A 16,246-nucleotide genomic window follows, 5' to 3' on the forward strand; every position below is an offset into this window, starting at 1 on the left:
GCTCAGACGTCCACCGACGCCGCCTCGGGATCGGCGGACGCACCGCGCACCGGCAGCGTCGCGAAGAACGCCGGCGGCTCGCTCCACGGGTCGGCGAGCGTGCCCGCCTCCGCGTCGCGGATCGCCCGCCACACCCGGTCCGGCGTCAGCGGCATGTCGACGTGGCGGACACCGAGCGGGGCGAGCGCGTCGACGACGGCGTTCTGCACCGCGGGCGTGGACCCGATGGTCGCGGCCTCGCCGATGCCCTTGGCGCCGAGCGGGTTGTACGGCGTCGGGGTCTCGGTGCTCGCCGCCTCGTAGCTCGGCAGCTCCGCCGCGGTCGGCAGGATGTAGGCCGCGAAGCTGCCCGACGTCGGGTTGCCGTCGGTGTCGTAGCCGAAGCCCTCCCACAGCGCCTGCGAGATGCCCTGCGCGAGCCCGCCGTGCTGCTGCCCCGCGACCAGCACGGGGTTGAGCACGGTGCCGCAGTCGTCCACCGCGACGTGGCGCACCGGCGTCACCCGCCCGGTGTCGAGGTCGACGTCCACGACCGAGATGTGCGCGCCGAACGGGTAGGTCGCGCCGGGCTGCGACTCGTCGCGCGCCTCGGACAGCGACACGCCCTGCGCGTGCGCCGCGGCCGCGACGTCGCGCCAGCTCAGCACGCGGTCCGGGACGCCCGCGACGCCGACACCACCGTCGACGGCGGTGATGTCGTCGGGGTCGGCCTCGAGCGCGGTGGCGACGACCTCGCGCGCCCGCGCCATCACTGTGTCGGCGGCGACGAGCACGCTCGAGCCCGCGAGCTGCAGCGAACGTGAGCCGCCGGTGCCGCCGCCGCGCGGGACCGCCGCGGTGTCGGACTGCACGAAGCGCACCTGCTCCATCGGCACGCCGAGGCGGTCGGCGACGATCATCGCGAACGACGTGGCGTGCCCCTGGCCGTGTCCCGAGGTGCCCACGGACACCGTCGCGCCGCCGTCGTCGTCGACGCTCACGGCGCCGTACTCCTGCGCGCCGCCACCCGCGGTGACCTCGACGTACACGGCCAGCCCGATGCCCAGCGCGACCCGGTCGCCGCGCGCGCGGCGGGCGGCCTGCTCGCGGCGCAGCTCGTCGTACCCGGCGATCTCGAGGGCCTTGTCCAGCGCCTTCTCGTAGTCGCCGGAGTCGTAGAGCGAGCCGGTCTGCGTGGTCAGCGGGAACTCGTCGGGCTGCAGGAGGTTCTGCCGGCGCAGCGCGGCCGGGTCGGTGCCGAGCTCGACGGCGGCCATGTCCACGAGCCGCTCGAGCATCGCCGCGGCCTCGGGCCGGCCGGCGCCGCGGAACGCGCCCATCGGCGTGGTGGTGGTCAGTACGGCGGCACCGTCGTAGGCGATGGTCGGGATGCGGTACACGCCCTGCGCCATGTTGCGCGTCGGGCCGAGCGTGAGCGCGCCGCCGAAGCCGGCGTAGGCGCCCGCGTCGCCGACCACCCGCGCGCGCAGGCCGACGATCGTGCCGTCGCGGCGCAGCCCCAGCTCGCCGTACTGCACCTGACCGCGCCCGTGCGGCATCGCGGTGAGGTTCTCCGAGCGGGTCTCGGTCCACGTCACCGGCCGCCCCAGCCGGCGCGCGGCCTCGATGACCACGGCGTGCTCGGGCGCCAGTCCGGCCTTGCCGCCGAAGCCGCCGCCGACGTGCGGGGCCACGACGCGCACGCGCTCGGGCTCCCAGCCCCACTGCTGCGCGACCTGCGCGCGCAGCCCGTGCGGCATCTGCGTGGAGACGTGAACGGTCACGTCGTACGGCTGGTCGGGCGCACCCGGCGTGGCCGTCACCGCGTTGCCCTCCATCGGCGCGACGGCGAGGCGCTGGTTGACGATCCGCGCGCGCACCACGACGTCGGCGCCGGCGAACGGGTCGACGTCGTCGGGGTCGCGGACGCCGGCCGCGAGGTTGCTGCCGAGCTCCTCGAACTGCAGCGGCGCGCCGTCGGCCAGCGCGGCCTCGGGATCGACCACCGCCTCGAGCGGGTCGTAGTCGACCTCCACGAGCTCGGCCGCGTCGACGGCCGCGGCGCGGGTGGTGGCGACGACCGCGGCGACCATGTCCCCGACGAAGCGCACCTTGCCGCGCGCCAGCAGCGGCCGCGCGCAGGTGTCGTTGAGGACCATGAACGGACGGTGGTCCGGCAGGTCGGTGAGGTCGTCGCCGGTCAGCACGGCGACGACGTCGGGGGCCTCCCGCGCCTTCGCGGCGTCCACGGTGCCGAGACGCGCGTGGGCCAGCGGCGAGCGGACGAAGACGCAGTGCAGCGCACCGGTCGGGACGATGTTGTCGACGTAGGTCCCGTGGCCGCGGAGGAGCTCGGGATCCTCGACGCGGCGGACGGCCGTTCCCATGATCGAACCAGGCACGGGGACGACGCTAGGCCTTCGAGCGCGCTCGAACGCAAACACGCCGGGATTTCTCGCGGGTCGGCCTGTCGAAGACGGCCGTGCCCGCCCGACGTCCGGGCAGACAGTCCCCGCATCCCGGATCGGAGCCCCCCGATGAGCACCCCGAGCGCCCCCCGCACCGGTTACGCCGACCTCGGCGACCTGCACATGTACTACGAGGTCCACGGCGAGCCCGCCGACGGCACGACGCCGCTGCTGCTCCTGCACGGCGGCCTGTTCGACATCGACCTGCAGTTCGGCGCCGTGCTGCCGGGCCTGACCGCCGGCCGGCAGGTCGTCGCCACCGACTTCCAGGGCCACGGCCGCACGAACGACCTCGACCGCCCGCTCTCGAGCGCCGCGCTCGCCGACGACGTCGTCGGGCTGCTGGGTCACCTCGGCCTCGCAAAGGTGGACGTGTTCGGCTTCTCGGTCGGCGGCGCGGTAGCGCTGGAGCTCGCCGTGCGGCACCCCGGGCTCGTGCGCCGGGTGATCGTCTCGTCGGTGTCCTTCCGTCCCGACGGCATGCGCCCGGAGAACGCCGAGGCGGTCGGCTCCCTGACCGTCGACATGATCGAGGGCACGCCGATGGCGGACTCCTACCGCGCGAAGTCGCCGCACCCCGAGGGCCTGCAGGGCCTGCTCGACAAGCTCGGCGCGTTCGACGGCGGGCCGGGCTGGAGCGACGAGGAGATCGCCGGCATCGCGGCGCCGACGCTCATGACGATGGGGGACTGCGACGCGGTGCGCCTCGAGCACGCGCTGGCCTTCCTGCGCCTGCGCGGCGGCGACGTCAACGGCGACTTCGCCGGCGTCCCGGCCTCGCAGCTCGCGGTGCTGCCGGGGACGACGCACTTCAACGGCCTCGCGCGCACGGGGCTGGTGCTCGACGTGGTGACGACGTTCCTGGACGGCGCGGCCTGATCGCGGGCCCCGGACGGACGACCGCCCCGGCACACCGTGGTGTGCCGGGGCGGGCGTGGAGTGACGGTCGGACTCAGCGGCGCGGGTTCCCCTGCGGCGGCGTCGGCGAGACCGGCTCGGTGCCGTGGTACGGGTCGCCGGGTCGCGCCGGCCCGCCCGCGGCACCGGGGGTGCCGGGCACGCCGCCGGGCTGGGCGTACGGGTCGGCGGGCTGGGCGTACGGGTCCCCGACCTGGCCGTACTGGGCGGTCGGCGGGACGTCGGCCGGTCCGGCCTGGTAGGCGCCGGGCTGGACGGTCTGGCCGCCCTGCCCGCCGTTCGGGCCGTACTGCTGCGTGTACTGCTGCGCCTCGGCCTGGGCGCGCTCGCGACCGACCTGCAGGTCGCGCTGGACCTGGTCGGACTGCTGCTGGGCCTTGCGGTAGCCGGAGTTGATCAGGTCGGCGGCGGCGTCGCGGCCACCGAGCCCGAAGGCCAGCGCCGAGCCGAGCGCGACCGCGCCGATGAGGGCGATGTAGGTCGCGGTGACGATCGTCTGCGCGATGCCGAGCTGGTTGAGGATCATGAACACGGCGATCGCCATGACCAGGGTCGGGGCCGCGGACCGGACGACGCGCCCGGTCGGGGTCTCGCCCATCGTGCGGTGCACCAGCCCGCCGACGGCGGCGGCGATCGCGGCGGCGACCAGGAAGATCAGCAGCGCGGCGATGACGTTCGGCAGGTACGACAGCACCAGCGTCACGAAGCCGGTGACGGCCGGGATGTTCAGGGTGCCGACCGCCGTGACGATCACGAAGACCATCAGCACGTACTGGACGACGAGCCCGACGAGCTGGGAGGGCTTGCCCTGGGGGGAGAAGCGGGCGACGTACTCGCCGCCCTTGCCGTGGGTGAGCTTCTCGTCGACGCGGGCCTTGCGCAGCAGTCCGCTGATCCCGGCGCGGATCAGCCGGGCGATGATGAAGCCGATCAGCAGGACGAGCAGGGCGCCGATCACGTTCGGCACGTAGCTCAGGAAGGTGGTGAAGGCATTCTGCAGCGACTGCAGGATGTTGAAGCCACCACCGCCGTCAGGCGGTGCAGGGGTCATGGTGCGGTCTCCTCGTTCCGTCGGCGTCGTCCGCCGACTCACTCCGTCGTGCGGCCGGTGGTGCCCGATCGGTGACGCGCGGAACCGTGCGATCCCCGAACGGGTGATGGACGCGCGCCCGCAACGGGTACCAGCGGCGGGCAACCGACCCGAGGGAGAAGTCCGTGGGTGCGATCGTCCGTCTGCTCTCCGCCGTGCTCGTCGTCCGGACCGTGGTGCAGGGCCCCGACGAGGACGCGCCGCCCCGACGGCGGTCGCTGCCGACGTCCGCGCCCTCCGACGGCGGGGTGCCGGGGTCGCAGGCCACCGGTCCGACGGAGGTCCCGGCGCGCGGGTGGTGGCAGATCCTGCGCCGCGCCTTCGCCGAGGGCAGCAAGGACAACGTGAGCATGCTCGCGGGCGGCGTGGCCTTCTTCGGCTTCCTCGCGGTGATCCCGGCGCTCATCGCCCTCGTCTCGCTCTACGGCCTCGTCGCCGACCCGGCGGAGGTCGCCGCCACCATCGAGGGCCTGAGCGAGGCCCTGCCCGCCAGCGCCCAGAGCCTCGTCGTCGACCAGATCGGGTCGGTGGTCACCGCGGGCACCGGCAGCCTGACCACCGGGCTGGTCATCTCGGTGCTCGCCGCGCTGTTCAGCGCCTCGAGCGGCACCCAGAACCTCATGGCGGCCATCAACATCGCCTACGACGAGACCGAGGGCCGCGGCGCGGTGAAGCTCCGCGCGCTGGCCCTCGCCCTCACCGCCGGGGCGATCGTGTTCGTCGTCGTGGCGATCGTGCTCGTCGCCGTCGCCCCGGTGCTGCTCGACGCGTTCGGCACCGCCGGGCGGATCGTCGGGCAGATCGTACGGTGGGTGCTGCTCGTGGGCCTCGTCACGCTGGGTCTGGCCGTGGTCTACCGCGTCGCGCCCGACCGCGACGCGCCGCGCTTGCGCTGGGTGACGCCGGGCTCGGTCGCGGCGACCGTCCTGTGGATCGTCGGCAGCATCGCGTTCAGCTTCTACGTCGACAACTTCGGCAGCTACAACAAGACCTACGGCGCGCTCGCGGGCATCGTCGTGTTCCTGCTGTGGCTCTACCTCACCAGCTACATCGTCCTGCTCGGCGCCGAGATCAACTCGGAGGCCGAGTACCAGACCGAGCAGGACACGACGAAGGGCCCGCCGCAGCCGATGGGCACCCGCGGCGCGGCGAAGGCGGACGACGCCGTCGATCCCTGACCGGGTCAGCGCGCGGGCAGGACGCAGAACTCGTTGCCCTCGGGGTCGGCGAGCACGACCCAGGGGTGGTCGGGGGCGACGTCGAGCACCGTGGCGCCGAGGCCCACCAGACGGCCCAGCTCGGCCTCCTGGTCCCCGGGCGCGGCGACGTCGAGGTGCACGCGGTTCTTCCCCGCGGTCGGCTCCGCGACCGCCTGGAACAGCAGCACCACCTCGCCGACCAGCCCGATCTCGACGTACGGGGTGTCGTGCGCGTCGGTCCACCGCCGGACGACGTCGGTGCCGAGGACGGCGCACCAGTACGCGGCGAGGGACTCGGGGTCGCGGGCGTCGACGGCCACCGCGATGGGGCGGGCTGCGGTCACGCAGCGGGACGCTAGCCGAGGCGCGGCGGGGTCAGCCGGCGGTCTGCACCAGGTGGGCGTGCAGGGTCCGGGCCGCGGGGGACAGGTGGCGTTCCCCGCGGTGGACCAGGCCGATCGGCGGGTGGGCCGGTGCGGGTCGGACCTCGTGGACGCCGACGGCGGGGCCCGCGTCGCGGACCGTCGACGCGGCGAGCAGGGCGACGCCGAGGCCCGCGCCGACGAAGGCCCGGACGTCCGCGGGGGTGGGCGCCTCGAGGGGCACGTCCGCACGGAAGCCGGCGTCGGCGGCGGCCGCGTCGAGCGCCCGCCGCAGCCCGCTGTCCGGCGGCAGGCACACGAACGGGTCGTCGCGCAGGTCGGCGAGATCGATGCGCGCCGACCGCGCCAGCCGGTGCCCCGGCGGCGTCAGGAGCACCAGGTCGTCCTCGACCAGGGGCGTCGCGGTCTGGTGGCGGGGCAGGTCGTCGTCGAGGGGACCGAGCACCAGGTCCACCTCGCCGACGTCGAGATCGGCGAGCAGTCCCGCGACGGGCGCGGAGCGCACGGTGAGGAGCACCCCCGGGTGGCGGGCGGCGAAGGCGGCGAGGGCCGCGGCGAGGTCGAGGCCCCCGAGCACCGGGGCCGTCCCCAGGACCACCTCCCCGCGGAGCACCGCGGCGAGGTCGGCGGCCTCGTCGCGGGCGGTCTCGAGCTCGGTGAGCACGCGCCGCACCCGGGCGAGGAAGAGCTCGCCGGCCTCGGTGAGCCCCACCCGGCGCGTGGTCCGGGCGAGCAGGCGCACCCCGAGCTCGTCCTCCAGGCGCCGGATGTGCGCGGAGACCGCGGGCTGGGCGATGTGCAGGTGCTCGGCCGCGCGCCCGAACCCGCCGTGGCGCACCACGGCGTCGAAGGAGACGAGCTGGCGCAGCTCCACGAGGATTCATCGTGCTGGGTGATGGATCGCGGCACAAGATGGGCTCGAGCTTCTCGATCCGACCACTCGATCAGGACGTCAGTGCCCGCTGCAGCTGCTCGTCGAGCGGCCGGCCGTCCGCGCCGTTGTCGACGGCCAGGTGCGGCACCGGCGGCGGGACGTCCGGACGCATGCGGGCGGTGAACGCGGCGAAGTCCGCGAGCTTGCCGGCGTCGTGCGGGCGCCCGCGCGCCTCGAGGCGCCCGCGCAGCGTGGCAGCGTCGCACGCCACCCAGACCAGGCGCACCGGCTCCCCGCCGAGCTCGTCCGACCCACGCCCGCCAGCGCGCGGGGTCGCGGATCGCGCCGGTGAACGGGGCGCTGAGCAGGACCGGGCACCCGCGGGCGCGGATCTCGCGGGTCGCCGCGGTCAGCCCCGCGTACTCGTGCACCTTGACGTGGTCGTCGTACCAGGGACCCTCGCGCTCGCCGTCGGACCGTCCGGCGGCGGCCAGCGTGGCCGCGACGAAGCCGCCGTAGAGCGTGTCCTTGTCGAGCAGCGCGGGCACGGGGTGCAGGAGCGCGAGCAGCGCGTCGGCCACCGTGCTCTTGCCCGCGCCGGGCGCCCCGGCCACGACCCACACGTCCGCGCCCACGGGGCCACCCTGGCAGGACCTCAGACCAGGAGGGCGTCCGCCCCGTGCGGGCGGCGCGCCACGAAGCGCAGGACGTCGCCGTCCCCGTCGTCCGCCTGGTTCCAGCCGCTCACGAACACCCCGCGCTCGGTGAGCACGCGCACCGCCACGGCCTGGGCGACGGCCGGGCGCACGCGAGGTGCGGCGCCGCGCGGGGCGAGCGGGATCGACAGCACGACCCGGCCCCCGCGGCGGCCCTGCAGCGACCAGCCCTCGGCCGACGGCGGCTCCTCGCGGACCAGCACGTACTCGACGTCGGCGGCACCGGCCGCGGGCAGGTCGAGGGAGCTGGGGGTGATGAGGTCCAGGTCGCGTCGAGTGATCACGTGACGCCCCTTCCGCCGGCGGTCCCACCGCGCCCCTGCGATACGGACCAGATGTGTATCGGATCACAGGGGACGTTAGCGGGCCGGTGGGCGGGAGAGCAACACGCAGGGTGGTCAGTCACGGGAGGGAGCAGCCGCGACGGTCCCTGGTTCACCCTCACGGCCCAGTGGCTGGCGACGGTGAGACACCGGTGACGGTCCATCGGTCCCGATCAGGGATACGAGACGTTTGTGGATCGGTGTCCACCGGACACCTTCTCCGTCGTGCCCCACGCCGACGAGCCCGGCCCCGCACCGGCCGCCCCGGCGACGCGACGCGTCGCGGACGGCGACGGAGCGGCCACCGTCGCCGGGCGTCCCCGCAACACGGAGATCGACCGGACGGTGCTCGCGGTGGCGCTGCGCCACCTCCGGGCCTCCGGCGTGCAGGGGCTGTCCGTCGCCGCCGTGGCCGAGGAGGCGGGCACGACGCGCGCGGCGGTCTACCGCCGGTGGTCCGGGCGGACCGAGCTGGCGATCGCGGCCATCGGCACCATCGGGCACGACACCCCGCCGGCGCCGTCGGGCGACGCCTTCGCCGACCTCGTCGCCGAGCTCGCCCGTTTCCGGCGCTTCGTGCTCGAGGCCGACGCGACCTCGCTGGCGGCCACCGCCCTCGGCGACGGCGCCGACCCCCGGGTGCGCGAGCAGTTCCGCCGCCACGTGGTCGAGCCCCGCCACCGGCGCTTCCGCGCGTGCCTGCGGGCCGGGGTGGAGGCGGGCGCGCTGCGCGGGCAGGCCGACTACGCGATGGCCGAGGACCTGCTGACCGGGTCGTGGCTGGCCCACGCCGTGCGCGGCGAGCCCATCACCGACGACTGGGCCCGGCGCACCGCCGCGATGGTCTGGACGGCGTGCGGGGGCGTGGCGGGCGAGCGGTGACGCTCAGGCGCCGGTGACCTCGATCCCGGACCGGGAGCCGGCGTCGAGCAGCGCGTCGAACAGGTACTGGCCCGACGAGCGCTCGCAGTGCAGCAGGTAGGAGCGGGTCCCGACAAGATCATCACGCACCACGTCGGTGACCACCCCGGCGACCGAGGTCCGCAGCGCCGTCCCGTCGGGGGTGACGCGGTCGGCGAGGTCGATCGCGCAGAGCCCGGCGAGCACGGCCGGGGACGTCGCGCCTCGCAGCCGCAACAGGGCCCGACCGTGCGTGAGGTCGAGGACCGAGGTGAACTCCCCGGTGCCCGCCAGCCGCTCCTCGAGCGCCGCCGCCACCGCCCCGGCCGTGCCCGGCGCGCCCAGCGCCAGCCACTCGCCCGGCCCGGAGCCGACGAGCAGGACCTCGCCCGCCGCCCCCAGGGCGGTGCGCCGGGTGCGCCCGAACGGCACGCCGAGGGCGTCGCGGGCGGCGCCGGCGAACGGGGCGCGCACCGCCACCTTGGCGCGCGGCGTCTCGTCCGCGAGCGTCAGGGCGCCGGTGGCCACCCGGGCGCAGACCTCCCACCCGGCGACGACGGTGGCGGGCGAGGCGGCGACGGGGCTGCGGGCGATCGGGACGCCCACGGAGCCGGGTCGGTCAGACACGCTGGCGCTCTCCTTCGGGGTCGACGTGGACCCGCTCGGTGACCTCGGCGGTGACGTCGCGCCCGTCGGGCAGCCGGACGGTGACCCGCGTGCCGAGGGCGGCGAGCTCGGGGTCGAGCTGCGCCAGGGCGATGGAGCGCCCGAGCGTCGGCGACATCCGGCTGGACGTCACGCGCCCGGCGATGGCGCCGGCGCGATCGAGGATCTGGCTGGCCTCCGGCGGCACCACCGACCCGTCGACCGGGCGCAGGCCGACGAGGCGCGGGTGGGTCCCGCGCTGCTCCTGCCAGACGAGCTCGGGCCGCCCGACGAAGTCCGGCTTGTCGAGCTTGATCATCTCGTCGACGCCGGCGCTGAACGCCTGGGTGAGGCCGTCGGTGTCCTGCCCGACGATCGCGTGGCCCTTCTCCAGCCGCAGGACGCGCTGGGCCTCGACGCCGAAGGGCCGCACGCCGAGGTCCTGCCCGGCCTCGACGAGGCGCTCCCACACGTGCAGGCCGTACCCGGCGGGCACGTGCACCTCGAAGGAGAGCTCGCCGGTGAAGCCGATGCGCCACACCACGCAGTCGGCGACGCCGGCCACGGTGCCGGTGCGCACGCTCATGTAGCCGAAGGCCTCGGCGCCGAGGTCGAGATCGGTGAGGCGGGCGAGCAGCTCGCGCGAGCGCGGCCCCGCGACGTTGACGCTGGCGTAGGCCGTGGTCACCGGCGTGACGTGCACGCGCCAGTCGGGGTGGGCGGTCTGCAGCCAGCGCTCCACCCACTCCCACACGGTCGCCGCCCCGGACGACGTGGTCGACATGAGGTAGTGCTCCTCACCGAGCCGGCCGGTGACGCCGTCGTCGAGCACCACCCCGTCCTCGGCGCACATCAGCCCGTAGCGCACCCGGCCCACGCCGAGCTTCTGCCACTTGTTGACGTAGAGCAGCTCGAGCAGCTTCGGGACGTCGGGGCCGCGGAGGTCGAGCTTGCCGATCGGGGTGACGTCGATGAGGCCGACCGCGGTGCGCACCGCGGTCACCTCGGCGGCGGGGTCGCCGTAGTGGTCGGGCCGGATCCACTGGCCCGCGACCAGCGGCACCGCACCGTGGCGCTCGTGCCACGGCTGCATCGGTGAGTACCGCACCGGCTCGCGCGGCCGCCCGGCGAGCGCGCCGAGCGTCACCGGCGCGTACATCGGGCGCCAGGTGGTCGTGCCCGTCTCGGCGATCGTGCGCCCGGTCGCCGCCGCGACGATCGCGACCGTGTTGACCGTCTCGAGCTTGCCCTGGGCCGGTCCCATCGTCGCCGTGGTGTAGCGCTTGACGAGCTCGACCGAGTCGTAGCCCTCGGCGACCGCGGTCAGCAGGTCCTTGGCCGACACGTCCTCGGAGAGGTCGACGAAGCCGCCGGTGCCGGCCGAGAACAGCTCCGGGTGCTCGGCGACCGGCAGCCCGGACACGGCGACGGGGGCGCCGCCGTCCGCGGCGTGGGCGCGACGTGCCGCCTCGCGCCCCACGGCGTCGCCGTGCTCGACGAGCGCGTCGAGGTCCCCGTCGCCGACGATGCCGCCCGCGGCCAGCACGTTCGGCGGCATCCGCTCGAGGTCGGGCCGGAAGCGGGCCGCGCGCGGGTCGTAGACCGGCGCGTCGCCGGACTGGTTGAGCAGCGAGGTCGGCGCGGTCCAGCCGACGGCGGTGACGAGCAGGTCGGCCTCGACGCGGCGGCCGTCGCCGAGCTCGACCGCGCGCACGCCCTGGCGCCCGTGCGCCCTGGTGACCGTCTCGCCGCGGCGGGCGTCGACCACGGCGGCGACCTCGACGCCGGCCGCCTCGAGGTCCGCGACGGCGGCGTCGCCCTCGGGGTTCGCGGTGAGCACGACCGCCCGGTGCCCCGGCTTCACGGCGTGCAGGGTGATCAGCCGGCGGACCGCGGTGGACAGGACGACGCCGGGCAGGTCGTTGCCCGCGAAGACGTAGGGCCGCTCGATGAGCCCGGGGGCGACCACGAGCGTGCCCGCCCGGGCCTTGATCAGGCGCTCGTCGACGCCGGGCAGGCCGCGCTGGACGATCGGGATCCAGTTGTCGTCGAAGCGCGCGGCCACCACGGAGTCGAGCAGCACCTCGATGCCGGGCTCGGCGGCGACCGCCGCGGCCAGCTCGTGCAGCCGCGCCCGCTCCGCCGGGCCGCCCCAGCGCAGGTGCCCGCCGAGCTGGTGCTCCTCCTCGACGAGCATCACCGACGCGCCCGCGCGGGCGGCGGCCACGGCGGCGGCCATCCCCGCCGGCCCGGCGCCGGCGACGACGACGTCGGGGTGCGCGTGGCGCTTGTCGTAGTACCCGGGGTCGCCGTCGGCGGCGATCTCACCGGCGTGCACGAACGTGCGCAGCACCTTCTCGTAGAGGGGCCACAGCGGCTCGGGCTTGATGAACGTCTTGTAGTAGAAGCCGGTCGCGAGGAAGCGCTCGGCGAGCCCGTTGACGGCCTTGACGTCGAAGCGCAGTGACGGCCACGTGTTCTGCGAGCTCACCTCGAGCCCGGCGCGCAGCAGGCGGTGCGCGCCCCGGACGTTCGGCTCGTCGCCGACCTGCACCATGGCGCCGGGGTCGAGGTAGCTCGCGGTCACCAGGCCCCGGGGCCGGTGGTACTTGTAGCTGCGCGAGAACACGCGCTCGCCCGCGGCCGCCAGCGCCGAGACGATCGTGTCGCCGGGGTGGCCGGTGTACCGGGCGCCGTTCCAGCGGAACTCCAGGGTCCGCCGCCGGTCGATCACCTCGCCGTCGCGGCGCGGGAGCCGCATCGGCGCCGTGTCGACGGCGCGGGCGCCGCGCCGGAGCGTGGGCAGGATGCTCATCGGGCGTCCTCCCGGGCGTCGTGCGCCGAGCGCACCTCGTGGGTGAGCGTGTTCCGCTCGACGGTGAGGAACCGGCGGCAGCCCGCGGCGTGGTACCAGCTCTCGGTCTGCCAGCCCCGCGGGTTGTCGTGGAAGTACAGGTAGTGGCGCCACTGCTCGGGCGTCGCCGTCGCGGGGTCGGGCCGCGAACCGGCCGCCCCACCGAAGCGGAACTCGGTGGCGTTGCGGGGCCCGCACCAGGGGCAGGGGAGCAGCATCACGGGGGGATCACCTCGGGCGGTCTCGGCGGGGGAGGGGACGGCAGCGTCAGTGGCCCACCGCGGCGGCGCCCTTCTCCCCGACGAGGCGACCCTCGAGGAACCGGTCGAGCCCGAAGGCGGAGATGATCTCCGGCGGCTTGCCCTCGGCGAGGCACGCGGCCATCGCCTCCCCGGAGACGGGCCCGGCCTTGAAGCCGTAGGTGCCCCACCCGACGTCGACGTAGAAGCCCTCGACCGGCGTCGGTCCCATGATCGGCGAGTAGTCCGGGGTCATGTCGCAGAGCCCGGCCCACTGGCGCAGCAGCCGCATCTTCGCCAGCGAGGGCATGAGCTCGAGGACGTGCCCCGCGATGCCCTCGGTGAACTCCAGCGACCCGCGCACCGAGTACGAGGCGAAGGGGTCGACGCTGGCGCCGAAGACGAGCTCGCCGCGGTCGGTCTGGCTGACGTAGACGTGCAGCGTGCCCGACACGACGACGGTGTCGAGGAACGGGCGCACCGGCTCGGTCACCGCGGCCTGCAGCGGGAACGTCTGCACGGGCATCTCGACCCCGGCCATGTGCGACACCAGGCTCGACCAGCCGGCCGTGGCGTTGAGGACCACCGGCGTCGCGATGCGCCCGCGGTTGGTCTGCACGCCGGTGACGCGGCCGTGCGCGACGTCGATGCCGGTGACCTCGGTCTGCTGGTGGATGTGCACCCCGTGCGCGTCGGCGGCGCGGGCGTAGCCCCAGACGACGGCGTCGTGGCGGACGATGCCGCCCGGCGGGTGGTAGAGCGCCCCGAGGATCGGGTAGCGGGTCTCGGCCGAGGTGTCGAGGTGCGGGACGAGCTCCCCGACCCGGTCGGCGTCGATCACCTCGGAGTCGACGCCCTGCAGCTTGTTGACCTCGGTGCGCCAGCGCATGGTGCGCAGCGAGGCGTCGTTGTGCGCCAGCGTGAGGTGCCCGCGCTGGGAGAACATGACGTTGAAGTTCAGGTCCGCCGCGAGGTGCTCGTAGAGCTTGATCGAGCGGTCGTAGAACCGCACGCCCTCGGGGGTCAGGTAGTTCGAGCGCAGGATCGCGGTGTTGCGCCCCGACCCGCCGCTGCCGATGTACGCGCGCTCGAGCACCGCGATGTTGCGCATGCCGTGGTCGCGCGCCAGGTAGTACGCGGTGGCGAGGCCGTGGACACCGCCGCCGATGATCACGGCGTCGTAGCTGCCGCGCAGCTCGTGCTCGTGCCAGGCCCGGGGCCACGCCGAGGGCGCGAGCCCGTGGCGCAGCAGGCTCCACGCCGAGTAGCCGCGCACGCGCCGGTGCCCGTTGCCGTTCCCGTTGCTCGTGCTCACGCCGGTGGTCCTCCCACCATCGATGGCCGGGTCATGCCTGCGTCAGGTAGCGCCGGACCTCCCAGTCCGAGACCGTCGCGTGGTACTCGTCGAACTCCTGCTGCTTGACCGCGGCGTAGTAGTCGACGAAGTCGCCGCCCGGCGTCTTGCCCAGCGCGGCCCGCAGGACGTCGTCGGCCACGAGCTCCTCGACGGCACGGTCGAGCGTCTTCGGGAGGTGCTTGATGCCGCGGGCGCGCACCTCCGCGGGCGGCAGCGCGAAGAGGTTGTCGTCGGTGACCGACCCGGGGTCGAGCTCCCGGTCGATGCCGTCGAGGCCGGCCGCGAGCAGCGCGGTGGCGGCGAGATAGGGGTTGGCCGACCCGTCGACCCCGCGGTGCTCGACGCGCCCGCCCTCGGGCACGCGCAGCATCACCGAGCGGTTGTTGCCGCCGTAGGCGACGTAGGCCGGCGCCCACGTCGAGCCCGACGTCGGGGCGCCGACACCGATGCGCTTGTAGGAGTTGACGGTGGGACAGATGATCCCGGCGACCGCGCGGCCGTGCTCGATCAGCCCGCCCAGGTAGTGGTACGCCGTGGGCGACAGACCGAGCGCGTCGCCCTCGTCGTCGAAGAGCGCCCGGCCGTCCTGCGTCCACAGGCTCTGGTGGACGTGCAGACCGTTGCCGGTGACGTCGCTGAACGGCTTGGGCATGAACGTGGCGACCATGCCGGCGTCGTGCGCCATCATGTGGATCATGTAACGGAAGAAGATCGTGCGGTCGGCGGTGGTCAGCGCGTCGCTGTAGTGCCAGTTGTTCTCGAACTGGCCGTTGCCGTCCTCGTGGTCGTTGGCGTAGTTGCCCCACCCGAGGGTGTTGAGGTTCCGCGACACCGAGGAGAGGTGGTCCCACATGCGCGTGAGGCCCTTGACCTCGTAGCAGGGCTTGTCCGCGGTGTCGTCCCGGTCCGCGATCTCCAGCGTCCCGTCGTCCCGCCGACGCAACAGGCTGTACTCCAGCTCCGTGCCGGTCTTGAACACCCAGCCCCGCTGCTCGGCGAGCTCGTCGAGCTGGCGGCGCAGGATCACCCGCGGCGCGTAGGGCCAGGGGCGGCCGTCGACGTGCGGGTCGCAGTGCAGCACCGCGACGCCCGGCTTCCAGGGCAGCGGCGTGTACGACGCCGGGTCCGGCACGACGAGGATGTCCGGGTCGGCCGGCGACTGTCCGAGGTCGCCCGCGGCGTAGCCGGCGAACCCGGCGCCACCGTCCATGAGCAGGTCGAACGAGGAGAACGGGATGGCCTTCGCGCAGGGCTTGCCGTGGAGGTCGACGAACAGCGCCAGGAAGAACTCGATGCCGTCGGCCTCGGCGCGTTCCCGCAAGTCACCGCGCGCATCACCCTGTGCATCACCCATGCCGGCCTCCTCCGTCGCGCGACCGACGACCATGTCGGGCCTGGTTGGTGTGGTCTTAGGACCTTTCATCAGGCAACCGGCCCGGGCTCGGGGTGTCAACCCCGTCACATCCGGCCGTCCCGCTGTGGATCACGCAGGGTGACGGGCGCGGTACCCTCCCGATCATGGCCAGGCAGGTCACGTCCACCACGCTGGCCCAGGCCGTGGCCGACCACCTCCGGATGCGGATCCACCGCGGCGACGTCAGCCCGGGCGAGCGCCTGCCCGCCGAGCGGGAGCTGGCCGAGCAGCTGGGCGTCGCCCGCATCAGCCTGCGCGAGGCCATCCGCCAGCTCCGCGAGGACGGCTACGTCGAGGTCCGCCGGGGCTCCAGCGGCGGCACGTACGTCACCGAGCTGCGCCGCCCCGCCGAGGCCTGGCGGGCGCGGATGCGGGCGCAGGTCGGCGAGATGGACGACATCCTCGACTTCCGGATCGCGCTCGAGACCGAGACCGCGGTGCTCGCCGCGCGCCGGCACACCGAGAGCAGCCTCGTCCCGGTCCGCGACGCGGTCGACGCCCTGCACGACGTCATCGGCCGCACCGCCTTCCGTCAGGCCGACTCGCGCTTCCACGTCGCGCTGGCCCGCGCCGCGGGCAACGAGCGGCTGGAGGAGGCCATCGAGACCGCCCGCGGCGAGCTCTTCAGCCCGCGGGACCTGCTGCCGTTCCGCGAGCCCGTCGAGGAGACGCTGCGCGACCACCGGGCGGTCTACGACGCCGTCCGCGCCGGCGACGCCGACTCCGCGGCCGAGGCGATGCGGGCGCACCTGGAGCGCTCGCGCCGGCAGCTGCGGATCATCGTGTTCGGCGCCGAGGACGACGTCGTTGACGACGTGCAGTGGCCCGCCGGCTGAGGCCGGTCCTCACGCGCTCTTGACACGGTGTGGCGTGGGTCTCCTATCGTG

Annotated in this window: 15 protein-coding genes; 4 read left to right on the plus strand and 11 right to left on the minus strand. The window is 74.7% G+C overall.

Annotation, left to right across the window (positions count from 1 at the left end):
- Positions 1-2: 2 nt before the first annotated feature.
- Positions 3-2,381, minus strand: coding sequence for a xanthine dehydrogenase family protein molybdopterin-binding subunit (locus ACQPX6_RS06505; protein WP_433786309.1), 2,379 nt, complete (start codon positions 2,379-2,381; stop codon positions 3-5).
- 135 nt (positions 2,382-2,516) lie between these two features.
- Here ACQPX6_RS06505 and ACQPX6_RS06510 point away from each other — a divergent pair, with 135 nt between their 5' ends.
- Positions 2,517-3,326, plus strand: coding sequence for an alpha/beta fold hydrolase (locus ACQPX6_RS06510; protein WP_433786310.1), 810 nt, complete (start codon positions 2,517-2,519; stop codon positions 3,324-3,326).
- 73 nt (positions 3,327-3,399) lie between these two features.
- Here ACQPX6_RS06510 and ACQPX6_RS06515 read toward each other — a convergent pair whose 3' ends face one another.
- Positions 3,400-4,416, minus strand: a complete 1,017-nt coding sequence (locus ACQPX6_RS06515) for a mechanosensitive ion channel family protein (protein WP_433786311.1) — start codon at positions 4,414-4,416, stop codon at positions 3,400-3,402.
- Between the two features lie 164 nt (positions 4,417-4,580).
- Between ACQPX6_RS06515 and ACQPX6_RS06520 the strand changes: the two genes are divergently transcribed.
- Positions 4,581-5,633, plus strand: a complete 1,053-nt coding sequence (locus ACQPX6_RS06520; RefSeq protein WP_433786313.1) for a YihY/virulence factor BrkB family protein — start codon at positions 4,581-4,583, stop codon at positions 5,631-5,633.
- 5 nt (positions 5,634-5,638) lie between these two features.
- Here ACQPX6_RS06520 and ACQPX6_RS06525 read toward each other — a convergent pair whose 3' ends face one another.
- From ACQPX6_RS06525 to ACQPX6_RS06540, 4 genes are all read right to left on the minus strand, one after another.
- On the minus strand, positions 5,639-5,998 hold the full coding sequence (locus tag ACQPX6_RS06525; RefSeq protein ID WP_433786315.1) for a VOC family protein: 360 nt from the start codon (positions 5,996-5,998) through the stop codon (positions 5,639-5,641).
- A 31-nt stretch (positions 5,999-6,029) separates the two neighbouring features.
- The gene (locus ACQPX6_RS06530) at positions 6,030-6,911 is read right to left on the minus strand and encodes a LysR family transcriptional regulator (protein WP_433786316.1); all 882 of its coding nucleotides are present in this window, start codon (positions 6,909-6,911) and stop codon (positions 6,030-6,032) included.
- Between the two features lie 70 nt (positions 6,912-6,981).
- On the minus strand, positions 6,982-7,197 hold the full coding sequence (locus ACQPX6_RS06535; RefSeq protein WP_433786318.1) for a hypothetical protein: 216 nt from the start codon (positions 7,195-7,197) through the stop codon (positions 6,982-6,984).
- 369 nt (positions 7,198-7,566) lie between these two features.
- Positions 7,567-7,911 carry a hypothetical protein gene (locus ACQPX6_RS06540; protein WP_433786319.1) on the minus strand — a complete coding sequence of 115 codons (345 nt, stop codon included), beginning with the start codon at positions 7,909-7,911 and terminating at the stop codon, positions 7,567-7,569.
- Positions 7,912-8,175: 264 nt separating this feature from the next.
- On the opposite strand from ACQPX6_RS06540, the gene ACQPX6_RS06545 reads away from it, so the two are divergent.
- Positions 8,176-8,832 carry a TetR/AcrR family transcriptional regulator gene (locus ACQPX6_RS06545; protein ID WP_433786320.1) on the plus strand — a complete coding sequence of 219 codons (657 nt, stop codon included), beginning with the start codon at positions 8,176-8,178 and terminating at the stop codon, positions 8,830-8,832.
- Between the two features lie 3 nt (positions 8,833-8,835).
- Here the strand turns inward: ACQPX6_RS06545 and ACQPX6_RS06550 are convergent, their stop codons facing one another.
- From ACQPX6_RS06550 to glnT, 5 genes are read right to left on the minus strand one after another with little or no spacing between them, the layout of a single operon-like run.
- Entirely contained in the window at positions 8,836-9,477 is a 642-nt protein-coding gene (locus tag ACQPX6_RS06550; RefSeq protein WP_433786321.1) for a sarcosine oxidase subunit gamma, read from the minus strand.
- A complete protein-coding gene (locus ACQPX6_RS06555) occupies positions 9,470-12,310 on the minus strand; it encodes a 2Fe-2S iron-sulfur cluster-binding protein (RefSeq protein ID WP_433786322.1) in 2,841 nt (946 codons plus the stop codon). The genes ACQPX6_RS06550 and ACQPX6_RS06555 overlap by 8 nt, the downstream gene beginning before the upstream one ends.
- Positions 12,307-12,567 (minus strand): sarcosine oxidase subunit delta, encoded by a 261-nt coding sequence (locus ACQPX6_RS06560; RefSeq protein ID WP_433788205.1) that lies wholly within the window; start codon positions 12,565-12,567, stop codon positions 12,307-12,309. The genes ACQPX6_RS06555 and ACQPX6_RS06560 overlap by 4 nt, the downstream gene beginning before the upstream one ends.
- A 49-nt stretch (positions 12,568-12,616) precedes the next feature.
- Positions 12,617-13,903: an FAD-dependent oxidoreductase gene (locus ACQPX6_RS06565; RefSeq protein ID WP_433786323.1), complete on the minus strand. Its 1,287-nt coding sequence runs from the start codon at positions 13,901-13,903 to the stop codon at positions 12,617-12,619.
- Between the two features lie 31 nt (positions 13,904-13,934).
- Positions 13,935-15,299: a type III glutamate--ammonia ligase gene (gene glnT / locus ACQPX6_RS06570; RefSeq protein ID WP_433786325.1), complete on the minus strand. Its 1,365-nt coding sequence runs from the start codon at positions 15,297-15,299 to the stop codon at positions 13,935-13,937.
- A gap of 164 nt (positions 15,300-15,463) precedes the next feature.
- On the opposite strand from glnT, the gene ACQPX6_RS06575 reads away from it, so the two are divergent.
- Positions 15,464-16,195, plus strand: coding sequence for a FadR/GntR family transcriptional regulator (locus tag ACQPX6_RS06575; protein ID WP_433786326.1), 732 nt, complete (start codon positions 15,464-15,466; stop codon positions 16,193-16,195).
- The last annotated feature ends 51 nt before the right edge of the window (positions 16,196-16,246 follow it).

Origin of the sequence: Actinomycetospora sp. CA-101289 (assembly GCF_050955895.1) — a bacterium.
Lineage (GTDB): Bacteria > Actinomycetota > Actinomycetes > Mycobacteriales > Pseudonocardiaceae > Actinomycetospora.